Genomic DNA, 15861 nt, shown 5'->3' with positions numbered 1-15861 from the left:
TCTGCCATGACCGATCAGTTGAAGAAGATCCTGCTCGGCGAACAGGGGCTCGTCGTCATCTTCCTCGTTGCCTTCGCGCTGGTGTCGGCTCTGGTGCCGAACTTCCTCACCGACCGCAACATGCTCGGCCTGCTGCAGTCTGTGGTCACCGTCGGCATTGTCGCCTGCACCATGATGTTCTGCCTCGCAGCGCGTGACTTCGACCTGTCGGTCGGCTCCATCGTCGCCTTTGCCGGCATGGTCGCGGTGATGGCGTCGAACGCCACCGGTTCGATCCTGCTCGGGCTTCTCTCAGCAATCGCCTGCGGCGCCTTCGTCGGCTTCATCAACGGCGTCGTCATCGCCAAATTCCGCATCAACGCGCTGATCACCACGCTTGCCACCATGCAGATCGTGCGCGGTTTCGCCCTGATCGCGTCCGACGGCCGCGCCGTCGGCATCAACAGCCCGGATTTCTACCAGCTCGCGCTGTCGAAATTGTTGGGCATACCGACGCCGATCTGGGTGCTGGCCGTTCTCTTCGGCATTTTCGGCTTTGTGTTGAACCGCACCGTCTTCGGCAAGAACACGCTCGCCATCGGCGGCAATCCGGAGGCTTCGCGGCTTGCCGGCGTCAATGTCGACAGGACGCGCATCTGGATATTTACGCTCCAGGGCGTCGTCTGCGGCATCGCCGGCATCCTGCTGGCATCGCGCATCACCTCGGGTCAGCCCAACGCGGCGGTCGGGCTGGAGCTTTCGGTCATCTCGGCCTGCGTGCTCGGCGGCGTCTCGCTTGCCGGGGGCCGCGCCACCATGTCGGGCGTCATCGTCGGCGTGCTGATCATGGGCATCGCCGAAAACGCCATGAACCTGCTCAACATCCCGGCCTTCTACCAGTACATCGTGCGTGGCGTTATTTTGCTCCTCGCGGTGCTGCTCGACAATCTGCGTTCCTCGGCACTAGGGCGGCGTTGAGCGAGGGCCGGCGCGGGATTTGCAATGACCGTCTTCGACTGGAGTGACCAAAATGGCTGAGCGCCTGTCCGGCAAACGCATCTTCCTGACGGGCGCCGCACAAGGCATCGGGCTGGCCATCGCCGAGGCCTGTCTTGCTGAAGGGGCAAGGCTGTTTTTGATCGATCGCGACGACGCGTTGCTGGATAAGGCCGTCGCGGGCCTCGCCGCACCAAAAGGCGATGTCGGGCATACCGCAGCCGACATCAGCGATTGGGCGGCGATTGCTGTGGCTGTCAGCCGGGCAAACGATGAAATCGGCCCGATAAATGCTCTGATCAACAATGCCGGGGTCAATGTATTCTCGACGCCGCTCGAGGCGACCGAGGAAGAGTGGAACCGCAATTTCGATGTCAACGTCAAGGGCGCCTGGAACTGCAGCAAGGCAGTCTTGCCGGGTATGATCGCAAGCGGCGGCGGCGCCATCCTCAACATCGCCTCGACGCATAGCTTCACCATCATTCCGCACACCTTCCCCTATCCCGTCGCCAAGCACGCGCTGCTCGGCCTCACCAAATCGCTGGCGCTCGAATATGCGGGGCAGGGCGTGCGGGTGAACGCGCTGGCGCCGGGCTATGTCGAGACGCAGAAGGCGATCGACTACTGGAACAGTTTTGCCGATCCGGCGGCAGCGCGCGCCAACACCATGGCGCTGCATCCCGGCGGCCGCATCGCTTCTGCGCGCGAGATCGCGCTTGCCGCGGTGTTCATGATTTCCGACGAGTGTCCGTTCATGAACGCGGCCAGCCTCGTCGTCGATGGCGGGCTGAGCCAGCTGCAGCATCCCGCCTGAACGCTGGGCAAAGCCATGACCAAGAGACGATCGCAGCACTGGTTCGGCGGTTTGGGCAAGGACGCCTTCATCCACCGCAGCTGGATGAAGAACAACGGCCTGCCCGACGATGCTTTCGATGGCCGCCCGGTGATCGGCATCTGCAACACATTCTCCGAATTCACCCCTTGCCATGTGCACTTTCGTGGCCTGATCGAGCACATCAGGGCCGGTGTGCTGGAGGCCGGCGGCCTGCCGCTCGAATTCCCGGTCTTCTCCTGCGGCGAATCCAATCTGCGGCCGACGGCGATGCTGTTCCGCAACCTCGCCTCGATGGACGTCGAGGAGGCGATCCGTGGCAATCCGATGGACGGCGTCGTGCTGATGGCCGGCTGCGACAAGACCACACCGTCGCTGGTGATGGGCGCCGCTTCCTGCGACCTGCCGTCGATCGTCATCTCCGGCGGCCCGATGCTCAATGGCCGCTTCCAGGGCCGCGAGATCGGCTCCGGCACCGATGTGTGGAATTTCTCCGAGGATGTCCGCGCTGGCGTAATGAGCGAACAGGATTTCGCCAATGCCGAGAGCGCCATGTCGCGCTCGCCCGGTCACTGCATGACCATGGGCACAGCCTCGACCATGGCCTCGATGGTTGAGGCGCTCGGCCTGGCGCTGCCCGGCAACGCCGCCTATCCCGCCGTCGACGCGCGCCGCAGCCGCATCGCCCGCATGACCGGGCGGCGCATCGTCGAGATGGTCAACGAGGATCTGCGCCCATCGGCCATCCTCAAGAAGGAGGCCTTTGCCAACGCCATCCGCGTCAATGGCGCCATCGGCGGCTCGACCAACGCGGTCGTGCATCTTATCGCGATTGCCGGCCGGGTTGGCACCGAGCTTACGCTGGACGATTGGGACCACTATGGCCGCGACGTGCCGACCATCCTCGACCTGATGCCGTCCGGCCGCTTCCTGATGGAGGATTTCTGCTACGCCGGCGGCATTCCGGCTGTCATGAAGGAGATCGCCGACCTGCTCGATCTCGATGCGCTGACGGTCACCGGCAGGAGCGTGGGCGAGAACATCGCCGACGCCAGGAATGACAATCCGGAGGTGATTCGCCCGCGCGACAAGGCGCTTACCGCCCAGGGCGGGATTGCGGTGCTGCGCGGCAATCTGGCGCCCGATGGCGCCATCATCAAACCGTCGGCCGCCTCGCCGGGATTGATGAAGCATCGCGGCCGCGCCGTCGTTTTCGAGGATATCGACGACTACAAGGCGCGCGTCGACGATCCCTCGCTCGACGTCGACGAGAGCTCGATCATGGTGCTGAAGAATTGCGGCCCGAAGGGCTATCCGGGGATGGCCGAGGTCGGCAACATGGCGCTGCCGCAGAAGCTGCTCAAGCAAGGCATCCGCGACATGATCCGCATCTCCGATGCCCGCATGTCGGGCACCGCCTTCGGCACCGTCGTGCTGCACGCGGCACCCGAAGCCGCTATCGGCGGCCCGCTGGCGCTGGTCAGGAGCGGCGACATCATCGAACTCGATGTCGAAGCAAGGAAGCTGCATCTCGACGTGTCCGAACAGGAACTCGCGAGACGGCGTGAGTCCTGGCTGCCGCCCGTACTGGCGATGCGCGGCGGATATCAGGGCCTCTACGTCGACCGTGTTCTGCAGGCGGATCGTGGCGCCGATCTCGATTTTCTCGTCGGCAGCCGAGGCCACGCCATCCCGCGCGAAAGCCATTGAGGGGTGACCGGGATGCCGCATTTTCGGCCCGATGATATCCACGGCATCCACGCCATCCTCTACGCGCTGTTCGATGCGCATGAAAAACTCGACCGCGCGGCAATGCGCAAGCAGGTCGAGATCTGCCTGGCGACCGGCGTGCATGGCATGGCGGCGCTCGGCCTGGCGACGGAAGTCGCCAAGCTGACCGAAGCCGAGCGCCGGACGATCATGGACTGGACGGCGCAAGATACCGCCGGAAAAGTGCCGCTCGCCTTCGCCATTTTCGGCTCTTCTGTTGCCGAGCAGGTATCCCAGGTTCGCCACGCCGAAAGCGTCGGAGCCGACTGGGTGATCCCGCAGCCGCCACCCGTCGGGTCCTATGGCGCATCGGAATACATCAAGTTCTTCGGCCGCGTCGCCGAAGCGACCGACCTGCCGGTGGCGATCCAGAATGCGCCGGCGTTTTTCGGGCGCGGCCTGACATCGGACGAAATCCGCGAACTGATGACACTTCATCCCAACATCCGACTGATCAAGGGCGAAGGCCCGGTCACCGACATCGCCGGATTGATCGAACGCACCGAAGGCCGCATTCCGGTCTTCAACGGGGGCGGCGGTTTGGAGCTGATCGACAATTTCCGTGTCGGTTGCCGCGGCATGATCCTGGCGCCGGATTGCATCGACCTTGCCGTGCGCGCCTACAATGCATTCCGCACCGGAGACGAAGCAGCGGCCGAAACCCAATATGCAAAAATGCTGCCGGCGGCGGTCTTCGTCATGCAGGGAATCGAGAACCTGATCTGCTACGGCAAGCGGCTGTTTGGCGCCCGTGCCGGCATCCCGATACACGACCGGACTCCAGCGATGCGGCCCAGCGATGCTGGCCTTGCGATGGTGGCGCGCTTCGCTGCCCATCTCGGCCGATTGCCGGGCTGATGCCGAACGCCCGAGGCCTTTGTGCGCTGGACGAACCGGGGTTGGCGCCACCGCCTGAGGAGAGAAATTCTAATCACCGTCGCGGATTTAGAATAAACTAACTCTACAGAATTTGTAGAATAAGCAATCTGCACTGGCGATCTGGTTTCCACCCGGACAGGACCACGCCATGCCCACCCTTTTGCGCCCGCTCTCAACCCCATCTGCCATAGCCGGTCGGCGCCGCCAGACCGGGGGAGGCAGGCCATGACCCGGGACATTCCGGACCGCATCAAGGTGCTCTGGTTCCTGCCGACGCATGGCGACAGCCGCTATCTCGGCACATCGGAGGGCGGCAGGGCCGTCGATCTGCCCTATCTGACGCAAGTGGCCAAGGCCGCCGACACGCTGGGTTACTACGGCGTGCTGTTGCCGACCGGCCGGGCCTGCGAGGATTCCTGGGTGATCGCCTCGGCGCTGGTGCCGCTGACCGAGCGCCTGCGTTTCCTCGTCGCCGTGCGGCCCGGCTTGCAATCGCCGACGCTCGCTGCACGCATGACGGCGACGCTCGATCGCATCTCCAATGGTCGCCTGCTGATTAACGTCGTCACCGGCGGCGATCCGCTCGAGAACAAGGGCGACGGCATCTTCCTGTCGCATGCCGAGCGCTACGAGGTGACGCAGGAATTCCTGCAGATTTATAAGCGCGTGCTGAGCGGCGAGACGGTCGCACATGAGGGCAAGCATTTCCGCATCGAGGACGGCCGGCTGCTGTTTCCACCGGTGCAGACGCCGTACCCGCCGCTCTATTTCGGCGGCTCGTCCGACGCCGGATCCGTGGTGGCGGCTCAGGAAATCGACAAATACCTGACCTGGGGCGAGCCGCCCGCCGATGTCGAGCGCAAGCTCGACGGCGTGCGTGAACTGGCCGAGAAGGCCGGCCGCAAGCTCTCCTTCGGCATTCGCCTGCATGTCATCGCGCGCGAAACCACCGAACAGGCCTGGGCCGCGGCGGACAGCCTCATCAGCCGGCTCGACGATGCGACGATCGCCTCGGCGCAAAAGGTCTTTGCCCGTATGGATTCGGTCGGCCAGGCGCGAATGAGTGCGCTGCATGGCGGCAACCGCGCCAAGCTCGAGATCGCGCCCAATTTGTGGGCCGGCGTCGGCCTGGTGCGCGGCGGCGCCGGGACGGCACTTGTCGGCGACCCCGACACGATTGCCGAACGCATCGACGAATACCGCCGCCTTGGCATCGACACCTTCATCCTGTCCGGCTATCCGCATCTGGAAGAGGCCTACCGTTTCGGCGAACTGGTGCTGCCGAAACTGCCGACCGATCATCCGGTCAAGGCCGCCGGCTCGTCGGTCAACACCGGCCCGTTCGGCGAGACCATTGCCGGCGATCATCGGCCGAAGTCGCTCGCCAGCGCCTCGTGAACGCGCTCCCTCCGGTCCGCCGATTGCGCGTCGCCATCATCGGCGGCGGCTTTTCCGGCGCCGCGGTGGCCTGGCACCTGGCGCAGGCATCTCGACCGGAGTGCCTGTCGATTTCCGTGATCGAGCCGCGACCGGGGCTCGGCGGCGGCCTTGCCTATTCCAGCGAGGAGCCGGCGCACCGGGTCAATGTCCCGGCGACAAGAATGAGCATGGCTCCTGACGACCCGCAGCACTTTGCGCGCTGGTTGAGCCGCGATGGCGAACTCGAGCGCGACACGGACGCCATCTGGAAGAATGGCGACGTCTATCCGCGCCGGCGCGTGTTCGGCCGTTACGTCGCCGAGCACCTGGCGCCCTGGCTCGGCTCGGGCGCGGTGCGCCACGTCAGCGGTCTCGCCACACATGTCGCACGTGAAGCGGATGGCAGGGGTTGGACCGTGCACACCACCAGCGGGCCGGTCGCCGCCGACATTGTCGTCCTGGCGGCGACGCATCCGCTGCCCAATATTCCCGCCGCGCTGGCCTCGCTGGCGGAAGCGCCGGGATTCATCGCCGATCCGTACGCCCCTACCGCGCTTGCCGGGATCGGGCGGGAAGCGTCGGTGCTGATCGTCGGCTCCGGACTGACCTCGGCCGACATGGTCGCCGAACTCGATCGCCGGGGCCATCGCGGCCGTATCCTGGCGCTGTCTCGCCGCGGGCTGCGCTCGCGCGGCCACCCGGACATCAGGGGCGAGCCCTTCGGCGACTTTGCGTCCGTGCCGGCCACAACGGCGCTGCGGCTGCTCAAGACCATCCGCACCACGCTGGCCGCGGCACACGCGGCCAACGTCAACTGGCAGTCCGTCTTCGACCAGCTGCGCCTGCAGGGGCCTGTGCTGTGGGCCGGGCTTGCTCCGCCGGAGCGGGCAAGGCTGGTCCGCCAACTGCGCGTGTTCTGGGACGTGCATCGCTTCAGGATCGCACCGCAGGTCGCGGCCGTGCTCGACCGCCGCCATGCAGCCGGCACATTCGACAACATTGCCGCCAGGCTTGTCGCATCGAACCATGAGCATGACAGCCTGGCGGTCAGCTTTCAACGGCGCGGGCAAACGCGGATCGAGACGGCCCCCTTCGATGCTGTCATCAACACCACGGGCCCGGCGCATGGGCAGGCGCTACAGCTCAACCCGGCATTGCGTTCGCTGACCGAGGCCGGGCTGATCGGAGCGGACCCCTACGGGCTCGGTATCGAGACAAGTCGCGACAGCCGCGCCCTCGGCCGGGACGGCAGGGCGGTCACGACACTCTTTGTCGCCGGTCCGCTGGCGCGAGGGACTTTCGGCGAACTCATGGGCCTGCCTGAGGTTGCCCGCCATGCCCAGGCCGTCGCGGCCGAGATCGTAAAGCTGCTCGACACGCCAGCCGAGGCCGTCGGCGCCAATGCCGCGCACGCTCCGGTCGCGGGCTGACAACCGGAAGCCGGGGTCGGCCGCGCAAAATTGGTATTTCCGTCCCACCAGGGCCCCAAAAACGGAAAATCCTTCTTTGTATATATATTCTATAAACATAATAAATATTGGCGAAACCGGCTGCGGTCGGACCGATCAACGACACGGCCTGAATGGGAGACAGTTCATGGCACACGCAGAGACCGACGCGATCAAATTCGCCTACTGGGTGCCGAATGTTTCGGGTGGCCTGGTGATCTCCAACATCGAGCAGCGCACCAACCATTCGGCTGAGTACAATCGCAAGCTGGCGCAGATCGCCGAGAAGGCCGGTTTCGACTATGCGCTGAGCCAGATCCGCTTCACCGCCGGCTACGGCGCCGACGAGCAGCATGAATCGGTTGCGTTCAGCCATGATCTGCTGGCCGCGACCACCACGCTCAAGGTCATCGCGGCAATCCTGCCCGGACCGTGGAACCCGGCGCTGGCGGCCAAGCAGATCGCCACCATCAGCTACCTGACCAACGGCCGCGTCGCCATCAACCTCGTTTCCGGCTGGTTCCGTGGCGAGTTCCACGCCATCGGCGAGCATTGGCTCGACCATGATGAGCGCTATCGCCGTTCGGAGGAATTCATCCGTTCGCTGCGCGGAATATGGACGCAGGACAGCTTCACCTTCCGTGGCGATTTTTACCGCTTCAACGAATATTCCCTGAAGCCGAAGCCGCCGCATCCGCTGCCCGAGATCTTCCAGGGCGGGTCGTCGCGCGCCGCGCGCGACATGGCATCGCGCGTCTCGGACTGGTACTTCACCAACGGCAACACGCCGGCCGAGATCGCCAAACAGGTCGACGACATCCAGGCCAAGGCAAAGGCCAACAGCCATTCCGTCAAGGTCGGCGTCAATGCCTTCGCCATCGTCCGCGAGACCGAGGATGAGGCCAAGGCGGTGCTTGCCGAAATCATCGCCAAGGCCAATCCCGAGGCAGTCAACGCTTTCGGTCACGAGGTCAAGAATGCCGGCAAGGCCTCGCCGGAAGGCGAGGGCAACTGGGCGAAATCGTCCTTTGACGATCTGGTCCAGTACAATGACGGCTTCCGCTCGAACCTGATCGGCACGCCGAGGCAGGTCGCCGAGCGCATCGTCGATCTGAAGCGCGCCGGCGCCGATCTCATCCTGCTCGGCTTCCTGCATTTCCAGGAAGAGGTCGAGTATTTCGGCAAGCATGTCATTCCGCTCGTTCGCGAGCTGGAAGGCGCCGAGGCGGCTGCGTCGCTGGCAGCCGAGTAGTCACCCACTGGCTGGCCGGGCAGGTTTCCGGCCAGCACACGAATGAACGTTCCCCCGCGCGCTCGATCCCTCGAGCAGCAATGCGGATTTGTGCGCCTGCCGATGCAATCGAGGACGATTGGAATGCCGTTGCCCAGTTCTGCCTTAGGAGTGATGGAGGCTTCGGCCTATGCGCCGGAGGTCTTGGCGCGCGGCCTGCCGTCAAGCCTACGGCCGCAGCAGCAGTCCGAAGACCGTGGCGAGCCGACGGGATCGGTTGCGGGCGTCGCTTCGCCGCTGCTTTCGCTTCAGGGCATTGGCCTGTCATTTGGCGGCGTCGTCGCGCTGGCCGATGTCGACCTGTCGGTTCATCCCGGCGAGATCCGCGCGATCATCGGTCCGAACGGCGCCGGCAAGAGTTCGCTGATCAACGTCATCAGCGGCGTCTACCAGCCGGATCGCGGCCAGGTCCTGCTCGACGGTATCAGCTATGCCCATGTGCCGACGCAGCGGCTGGCGCATCTCGGTGTCGCCAGGACCTTCCAGAACCTTGCTTTGTTCAAGGGCCTCAGCGTCCTCGACAATGTCGCCTCCGGCCTCGCATATAAGGTCCGCTCCAATTTTGCCGGCCAGGTGCTTGGTATAGGCCGCTCGCGCGGCGAGCAGCGTGACACTCTGAGCCGCGCCGACCAGATCCTCGAATTCCTCGACCTCAGCGCCGTTCGCGATCGTCTTGTCGGCACCTTGCCTTACGGACTGCAAAAGCGGGTCGAACTGGCCCGCGCGCTGGTCGCCGAACCGCGCCTGCTTTTGCTTGACGAACCGATGGCCGGCATGACCGCGAGCGAAAAGAGCGAGATGGCGGGCTTCGTCCGTGCCGCGCTCGACCGCTTCGCCACCACCGTCGTGCTGATCGAGCATGACGTCGGCGTCGTCATGGGCCTGTCCGACCGCATCGCCGTTCTCGACTACGGCCGCAAGATCGCCGACGCCACACCCGACGAAGTCAGGAACGATCAGCGCGTCATCGATGCCTATCTCGGCGTCGCCTCGGACAATGAGGACGGGGCGGGCATATGATCGCCGACTTCGACTACCAATTCTTCATCGAGGTGCTCGTCGGCGGCCTGCTCTCCGGCGTCATGTACTCGCTGGTCGCGATCGGCTTCGTGCTGATTTACAAGACATCAGGCGTGCTCAACTTCGCACAAGGCGCGATGCTGCTGTTCGCCGCGCTTACCTTCGTCAGCCTTGTCGAACGCGGCGTTCCGTTCGCGCTGGCATTGGTGGTCACCTTCGCCATCATGGTGGCGATCGGCATCGCCATCGAGCGCACCGTGCTGCGGCCTCTCACCAACAAGCCGCCGATCACGCTGTTCATGGCGACGCTCGGCCTCTCCTACATTATCGAGGGCGCTGCCCAGCTGATCTGGGGCACGCAGGTCCACGGCCTCGATCTCGGCATTGAGGACGTGCCGCTGGAAATTGGCGGCGTGCTGATCAGCCAGTTCGACATCTTCGCGGCGGTGGTTGCCGCCGGCATGGTTCTGCTTTTGTCGCTGTTCTTCCGCTACACGCGCATCGGCCTCAGCTTCCGCGCCGTCGCCGACGACCAGTTCGCAGCGCTTGCGGTTGGCCTGCGCCTGCCCTTGATCTGGGCCACCGTCTGGGCGGCGGCCGGCCTCGTCGCACTGGTGGCGGGCCTACTCTGGGGTGCGCGTCTCGGCGTACAGTTCTCGCTGTCCCTGGTGGTGCTCAAAGCACTGCCGGTGCTGGTGCTCGGCGGCTTCGATTCCATCCTCGGCGCCATCGTCGGCGGACTGCTGATCGGCGCCAGCGAGAAGCTCGCCGAGGTCTATATCGGCGACTATTTCGGTGGCGGCATCGAGAGCTGGTTCGCCTATGTCGTCGCGCTCGTCTTCCTGTTGATCCGTCCTTCCGGCCTGTTCGGCCAGAAGCTGGTCGAGAGGATCTGAGCCATGGCTGCAATCACCAGCGATTTCTCCTTCATGCCAGTGCTGCCGAAATGGGTCGTGCCTGTGCTGCTGCTCGCTTTCGCCTATGGCGTCGTGCCGCTGATCGGCTCGAGCTATCTGTTCGAGGCCATCCTGCTGCCGTTCCTGGCGCTCAGCCTCGCCGGCGTGGGCTTGAACATCCTGACCGGCTATGCCGGCCAGGTTTCGCTGGGCAGTGCCGCCTTCATGGCGGCGGGCGCCTTCGCTGCGTATAATTTCAACCTGCGTGTCGAGGGCCTGCCGCTGATCGGCAGCATCTTTCTGGCCGGCATCGTCGCCGCCGCGATCGGCATCGTCTTCGGCCTGCCGAGCCTGCGGCTGAAGGGGTTCTACCTTGCGGTCTCGACGCTTGCGGCGCAATTCTTCGTCCAATGGGCGCTGACCAAATTCAGCTGGTTCTCCAATGACTCGGCTTCCGGCGTCATCGATGCGCCGAGGCTGTCGATAGCCGGCGTTGCTCTCGACAGCGCCATCGGCCGTTATCTCTTTGCGCTGACCATCGTCGCCATCCTCACCTTCCTTGCCTATCGGCTGGTGTCATCGCAGACCGGGCGCAACTTCATCGCCATCCGCGACAATGAAACCGCCGCCCGCATCATTGGCATCCCGGTCCTCAAGACCAAGCTTTTGGCCTTCGCCATCTCGTCCTTCATCATCGGCGTTGCCGGCGTCATCTGGGCCTTCGCGTATCTGCGGACCGTCGAGCCGGACGGCTTCGATCTCGATCGGTCGTTCCAGATCCTGTTCATCATCATCATCGGCGGTCTGGCCTCGATCCGCGGCGCCTTTTTCGGCGCCGCCCTCATCGTGGTCTTTCCGCTCGCTTTGTCTCGGCTCGGCGGCTTTCTGCTTGGCGATCTCTTCGACTCGGGCGTGCTCGACATGAGCCAGCGCATTGTGCTCGGCGCGCTCATCATCCTGTTTCTGATCCTCGAACCCGACGGGCTGGTGGCGCTGTGGGACAGGATCCGAAGACGGCTCCTGTTCGCCTGGCAGTCGACTTGAGCCAATGCATCCGAAAATGAACCAGAGGCCGAACCCAAGACGGCCCATACCGGGAGTACCCTAACCATGACCTTCCTGAGCACCATCAAGGCGGCGGCGCTGTCCGCGGCGATGATCGTGTCGGTGGCCTTGCCCGCCGCCCACGCCGACGAACAATATTTCCCGCTGCAAAGCTATCGCGTCGGGCCTTATGCGGCCGGCGGCACCGGCTTCTTCGGCGGCTTCATCGACTATCTCAACCTCATCAACATCCGCGACGGCGGCGTCAACGGCGTCAAGCTGACCTGGGACGAATGCGAGACCCAGTATGAGGTCGAGCGCGGTGTCGAATGCTACGAGCGGCAGAAGAGCCATGCTGGTGCCGCCGCCTGGAACCCGCTCTCGGTCGGCATCGCCTATGCCATGATCGACCGCATCACCGCCGACAAGGTGCCGCTGATCACCGTCAACCATGGCCGCACCGATTCCACCGACGGACGCGTCTTCCCTTACGTCTTCCCGCTGCTGCTCAATCCCTACAGCGAGACGTCCGGCATCGTGAACTACATCGCTTCCAAGGAAGGGGGCATCGACAAGCTCAAGGGCAAGAAGATCGTCGTGCTCTATCACGGCTCGCCCTACGGCAAGGAGACCATCCCGATCTATGAGCTGCTGGCGCAAAAATACGGCTTCACCGTGCAGCAGATCGAGGTGCCGCATCCCGGCAACGAGCAGCAGTCGCAGTGGCTGACGATCCGCCGCGCCAAGCCGGACTTCGTCGTCCTGCGTGGCTGGGGCGTGATGAACCCGGTGGCACTGAAGACGGCCGTCAAGGTCGGCTTTCCCGTCGACCACATCGTCGGCAATGTTTGGTCGAATTCCGAAGAGGACGTGATCCCGGCCGGCGATGCCGCCAAGGGCTACACCGCCATCACCACCCAGGCCTCCGGCAATAGCTACCCGGTGGTGCAGGAGATCGTGAAGACGGTCTACGGCGCCGGCAAGGGCAATCTGGAAGACAAGTCGCGCATCGGCTCGGTCTACCATAACCTCGGCATCGTCAACGGCATCCTCAATGTCGAGGCGATCCGCGTCGCGCAGGAAAAGTTCGGCCATCGCACGCTGACCGGCGACGAGGTCCGCTGGGGCTTCGAACACCTCAAGCTTGATCCGGCCAAGGTCGAGGCGCTCGGCGCCAAGGACCTGTTCCACTCGATCAATGTCAGCTGGGACAATCACGAGGGCGAAGGCTACGTAACCTTCCAGCAGTGGGACGGCAAGAAGTGGAACGTGGTCTCCGACTGGATCGCGCCGGACTGGGCGCTGCTGCGGCCGATCATCGAGAAGTCGGCCGAGGCCTATGCCGCCGAGAAGGGCATCAAGCTGCGCACCGCCGACGATGCCGATGCCGTGACCACCAACTGATCAATCAACGCCGGGCGCGCTACGGACCAGTTTCCGCGGCGCCCGGCCTTTTTCGGTTCATCGAACCACAGAAGAAGAGCCCATGCCGAACGATGACGTTATTCTTGCCGTGGACGCAGTTCATGCCACCTACAACCACGCCATCACCGCACTTCACGGCGTCAGCTTCGAGATCAGGCGCGGCGAGATCCTGGCGCTGCTCGGTGCCAATGGCGCCGGCAAGACCACCACGCTGAAGGCCGTCTCCAACCTGCTGCCGGCCGAGCGCGGCCAGGTCAACGCCGGCACCATCCGCTACGAAGGCAGCGATGTGTCACGCCGCCAGCCGGGCGATCTGGTGCGCGCCGGGCTGGTGCAGGTGCTGGAAGGCCGGCACTGCTTCAAGAGCCTGAGCGTCGAGGAAAATCTGGTCGCCGGCGGCATCGGCCGCAGCGGCCGCCGCGCCGAGATCAACGGGGATCTCGAGCGGATCTACGGTTATTTTCCCCGTCTCAAGGAGAAGCGCCGAACCTTGTCCGGTCTCACCTCCGGCGGCGAGCAGCAGATGACCGCCATCGGCCGGGCGCTGATGTCGCGTCCGCGTCTGCTGGTTCTCGACGAACCGTCGATGGGGCTCGCGCCGCTCATCGTCCAGGACATTTTCCAGACGCTCAGAAAGCTGAACCGCGAGACCGGCCTGTCGATCCTGGTCGCCGAGCAGAACTCGGCGGTCGCCCTTGGCTATGCCGACCACGCCACGGTGCTCGAAAACGGCGTCTCCGTTCTCTCTGGCGCGGCTGCCGATCTTCGCCGGCGCGAGGATGTGCGGGCCTTCTATCTCGGGCAACAGGCATCGCCGACTCCCAAATCAGCTCATCTCCATGCCGTTGCATGAAACGAAAATCCGAAGGAGCAGTGAAATGACCGTCTCGACCGTTAAGACCGACCACGCCTCCGCTGCCGTGCCGCCAGTCGCAAGGCCAACCGCACCAGCGCACATCATCAGGGACGACGCCGAGGCGATTGCCATCGCCCACGCGCTCGCCGTCGAATTCGTCAAGGGTTCCTCCCGGCGCGACCGCGAGCGGATCTGGCCGGTTGCCGAACTCGATGCGTTTTCGCAAAGCGGCCTGTGGTCGATCAACGTGCCGAAGGCATTTGGTGGTCCCGAACTGTCCTACGCCACGCTCGCCAGGGTGATCGAGATCATTTCGGCGGCGGATTCCTCGATCGGCCAGATTGCGCAGAACCATCTTGGCGTCGTCGCCGCCATCCGCACCGTGTCGGATGCGGATCAGCAGAAGCTGCTGTTCGCCGAAGTGCTGAAAGGCACGCGGTTCGGCAATGCCTTTTCCGAGTTCGGCTCCAAGCGTGCCGCCGATTTCGAGACCCGCTTCACCGATGCCGGCGATCATGTGGTCGTCAACGGCCGGAAATTCTATTCGTCCGGAGCGCTGCTCGCTCATCTGGTGCCGATCGTGGCGCTCGATGACGAGGGTCGCGCCTGGTATGCCATCGCCGACCGTGGCGCGCCCGGCCTGACGGTCATCGACGACTGGTCGAGCTTCGGCCAGCGCACGACGCTGTCCGGCACCGTCATCATCGACAACGTCAAGGTGCCGAAGACGCATCTGGTGCCCGGCTACAAGGGCTATGACAGGCCGACCGCCGACGGCGCCATCTTCCAGATCATCCAGGTGGCCGTCGACACCGGCATCGCGCAGGCGGCGATCGACGAGACGGTCAGTTTCGTCAGGACCAAGAGCCGCGCCTGGATCGACAGCGGCGTCGACAATGCCTGGGACGATCCCTACACCATCCAGGCCGTCGGCGACCTGACGCTGCGCCTGCACGCGGCGCAGGCGCTGCTGGAAAAGGCCGGCCTGGCAATCGACCGGGCGGTGGCCGAGCCGACTACGGAGACGGTGGCGCATGCGCAGATCGTCACCGCCGAGGCGAAGATCCTGTCGACCGAAATCGCCATCGCCGCCACGAACAAGCTGTTTGAACTGGCGGGAACCCGCTCGACGCTGGCCGAGCACAATCTCGACCGGCACTGGCGCAATGCCCGCACGCACACGCTGCACGATCCGGTGCGCTGGAAATACTCCATCCTCGGCAAGTATTTCCTCAACGGCGAAAACCCGCCGCTGCACGCCTGGAGCTGATTTCCCATCGGCGGGCGGGCGGCTCGCCACATCAAAACTTCGACCATCCAAGAGGCCCACTGCCATGTCAAACCCAACAGTCGTCGGCTTTTCCGGCAACATCACCCGGCCGTCAAAGACGCGCGCCTTCGTCGATCTGGTCACCAGGGACATCGCCGCCCGCCATGGCCTGTCGGCGAGCACCTATGACGTAGAGGATCTCGGTTCGTCGCTCGGCACGGCAAGATGGGCCCGCGATCTCGACAGCCAGGGGCGCGCAATCCTGGAGGAAGTCCTCGCCGCCGACGTGCTCGTCGTCGGGTCGCCGACCTACAAGGGCAGCTACACCGGCCTGTTCAAGCACTTCTTCGACCTGATCGATCCGGCCGCCTTGCGGGGAAAGCCCATCCTGTTGACCGCGACCGGTGGCGGCGAGCGCCACGCCTTGATCGTCGAGCATCAGCTGCGGCCGCTGTTCGGCTTCTTCGAGGCCTTCACGCTGCCCACCGCCGTCTACGCCGCCGACAAGGATTTTACTGATGGCGTGCTCCGCTCCGATGCGATCCTGAAGCGCGCGGCTCAGGCGGTGGACGAGGTCGGCTTCGTGCTGGCCAACCGCTCGGCAGGCAGGATCGCCGCCGAGTAGCCTGCTTCAGCGGATTGCGCCGCGATCGAAATCCGCGTGGCGAGTAATCTTGCTTACGCGCAATTTACGACCGCCCGCTACATCTGTTCCTGTCTGATTCGTCTGGTACAG

The 15861-nt window shown here is 64.5% G+C and carries 14 protein-coding genes; all 14 read left to right on the top strand.

Translation table 11 applies throughout. The features are described from left to right. The first annotated feature begins 6 nt into the window (after window positions 1-6). Window positions 7-957 carry an L-arabinose ABC transporter permease AraH gene (araH, locus tag B5V02_RS14950; RefSeq protein WP_111544910.1) on the top strand — a complete coding sequence of 317 codons (951 nt, stop codon included), beginning with the start codon at window positions 7-9 and terminating at the stop codon, window positions 955-957. Between the two features lie 52 nt (window positions 958-1009). Continuing rightward, on the top strand, window positions 1010-1789 hold the full coding sequence (locus B5V02_RS14945; protein WP_111544909.1) for an SDR family oxidoreductase: 780 nt from the start codon (window positions 1010-1012) through the stop codon (window positions 1787-1789). A gap of 15 nt (window positions 1790-1804) precedes the next feature. Next, complete coding sequence (locus tag B5V02_RS14940; RefSeq protein ID WP_111544908.1) at window positions 1805-3517, top strand: IlvD/Edd family dehydratase; 1713 nt, start codon at window positions 1805-1807, stop codon at window positions 3515-3517. A gap of 12 nt (window positions 3518-3529) precedes the next feature. Beyond that, window positions 3530-4435, top strand: coding sequence for a dihydrodipicolinate synthase family protein (locus tag B5V02_RS14935; protein WP_111544907.1), 906 nt, complete (start codon window positions 3530-3532; stop codon window positions 4433-4435). Window positions 4436-4681: 246 nt separating this feature from the next. After that, window positions 4682-5854 (top strand): FMNH2-dependent alkanesulfonate monooxygenase, encoded by a 1173-nt coding sequence (gene ssuD / locus B5V02_RS14930; RefSeq protein WP_111544906.1) that lies wholly within the window; start codon window positions 4682-4684, stop codon window positions 5852-5854. After that, window positions 5851-7305 carry an FAD/NAD(P)-binding protein gene (locus tag B5V02_RS14925; RefSeq protein WP_111544905.1) on the top strand — a complete coding sequence of 485 codons (1455 nt, stop codon included), beginning with the start codon at window positions 5851-5853 and terminating at the stop codon, window positions 7303-7305. The genes ssuD and B5V02_RS14925 overlap by 4 nt, the downstream gene beginning before the upstream one ends. Before the next feature lie 166 nt (window positions 7306-7471). Then, a complete protein-coding gene (gene sfnG, locus B5V02_RS14920; protein ID WP_111544904.1) occupies window positions 7472-8575 on the top strand; it encodes a dimethylsulfone monooxygenase SfnG in 1104 nt (367 codons plus the stop codon). Window positions 8576-8698: 123 nt separating this feature from the next. Further along, window positions 8699-9634 (top strand): ABC transporter ATP-binding protein, encoded by a 936-nt coding sequence (locus tag B5V02_RS14915; protein ID WP_111544903.1) that lies wholly within the window; start codon window positions 8699-8701, stop codon window positions 9632-9634. Beyond that, window positions 9631-10530, top strand: coding sequence for a branched-chain amino acid ABC transporter permease (locus B5V02_RS14910; RefSeq protein WP_111544902.1), 900 nt, complete (start codon window positions 9631-9633; stop codon window positions 10528-10530). Before B5V02_RS14915 ends, B5V02_RS14910 begins: the two co-directional genes overlap by 4 nt. A gap of 3 nt (window positions 10531-10533) precedes the next feature. Beyond that, window positions 10534-11574, top strand: coding sequence for a branched-chain amino acid ABC transporter permease (locus B5V02_RS14905; RefSeq protein ID WP_111544901.1), 1041 nt, complete (start codon window positions 10534-10536; stop codon window positions 11572-11574). Window positions 11575-11640: 66 nt separating this feature from the next. Then, complete coding sequence (locus B5V02_RS14900) at window positions 11641-12978, top strand: ABC transporter substrate-binding protein (protein ID WP_111544900.1); 1338 nt, start codon at window positions 11641-11643, stop codon at window positions 12976-12978. An 82-nt stretch (window positions 12979-13060) separates the two neighbouring features. Beyond that, entirely contained in the window at window positions 13061-13852 is a 792-nt protein-coding gene (locus B5V02_RS14895) for an ABC transporter ATP-binding protein (protein ID WP_111544899.1), read from the top strand. Between the two features lie 25 nt (window positions 13853-13877). Next, complete coding sequence (locus tag B5V02_RS14890) at window positions 13878-15125, top strand: SfnB family sulfur acquisition oxidoreductase (RefSeq protein ID WP_111544898.1); 1248 nt, start codon at window positions 13878-13880, stop codon at window positions 15123-15125. Window positions 15126-15189: 64 nt separating this feature from the next. Beyond that, window positions 15190-15750, top strand: coding sequence for an FMN reductase (gene msuE / locus B5V02_RS14885; RefSeq protein WP_111544897.1), 561 nt, complete (start codon window positions 15190-15192; stop codon window positions 15748-15750). The last annotated feature ends 111 nt before the right edge of the window (window positions 15751-15861 follow it).

This window comes from Mesorhizobium kowhaii (assembly GCF_003253745.1).
GTDB classification, from domain to species: domain Bacteria; phylum Pseudomonadota; class Alphaproteobacteria; order Rhizobiales; family Rhizobiaceae; genus Mesorhizobium; species Mesorhizobium kowhaii.
The sequence above is the reverse complement of the archived record's forward strand: the minus strand, read 5'-3'. Positions and strand labels throughout refer to the sequence as shown.

Bases quoted from the DNA above. Each gene is read 5' to 3' on its own strand.
- araH (WP_111544910.1), top strand. From the start codon at position 7: ATGACCGATCAGTTGAAGAAGATCCTGCTCGGCGAACAGGGGCTCGTC.
- B5V02_RS14945 (WP_111544909.1), top strand. From the start codon at position 1,010: ATGGCTGAGCGCCTGTCCGGCAAACGCATCTTCCTGACGGGCGCCGCA.
- B5V02_RS14940 (WP_111544908.1), top strand. From the start codon at position 1,805: ATGACCAAGAGACGATCGCAGCACTGGTTCGGCGGTTTGGGCAAGGAC.
- B5V02_RS14935 (WP_111544907.1), top strand. From the start codon at position 3,530: ATGCCGCATTTTCGGCCCGATGATATCCACGGCATCCACGCCATCCTC.
- ssuD (WP_111544906.1), top strand. From the start codon at position 4,682: ATGACCCGGGACATTCCGGACCGCATCAAGGTGCTCTGGTTCCTGCCG.
- sfnG (WP_111544904.1), top strand. From the start codon at position 7,472: ATGGCACACGCAGAGACCGACGCGATCAAATTCGCCTACTGGGTGCCG.
- B5V02_RS14915 (WP_111544903.1), top strand. From the start codon at position 8,699: ATGCCGTTGCCCAGTTCTGCCTTAGGAGTGATGGAGGCTTCGGCCTAT.
- B5V02_RS14910 (WP_111544902.1), top strand. From the start codon at position 9,631: ATGATCGCCGACTTCGACTACCAATTCTTCATCGAGGTGCTCGTCGGC.
- B5V02_RS14905 (WP_111544901.1), top strand. From the start codon at position 10,534: ATGGCTGCAATCACCAGCGATTTCTCCTTCATGCCAGTGCTGCCGAAA.
- B5V02_RS14900 (WP_111544900.1), top strand. From the start codon at position 11,641: ATGACCTTCCTGAGCACCATCAAGGCGGCGGCGCTGTCCGCGGCGATG.
- B5V02_RS14895 (WP_111544899.1), top strand. From the start codon at position 13,061: ATGCCGAACGATGACGTTATTCTTGCCGTGGACGCAGTTCATGCCACC.
- B5V02_RS14890 (WP_111544898.1), top strand. From the start codon at position 13,878: ATGACCGTCTCGACCGTTAAGACCGACCACGCCTCCGCTGCCGTGCCG.
- msuE (WP_111544897.1), top strand. From the start codon at position 15,190: ATGTCAAACCCAACAGTCGTCGGCTTTTCCGGCAACATCACCCGGCCG.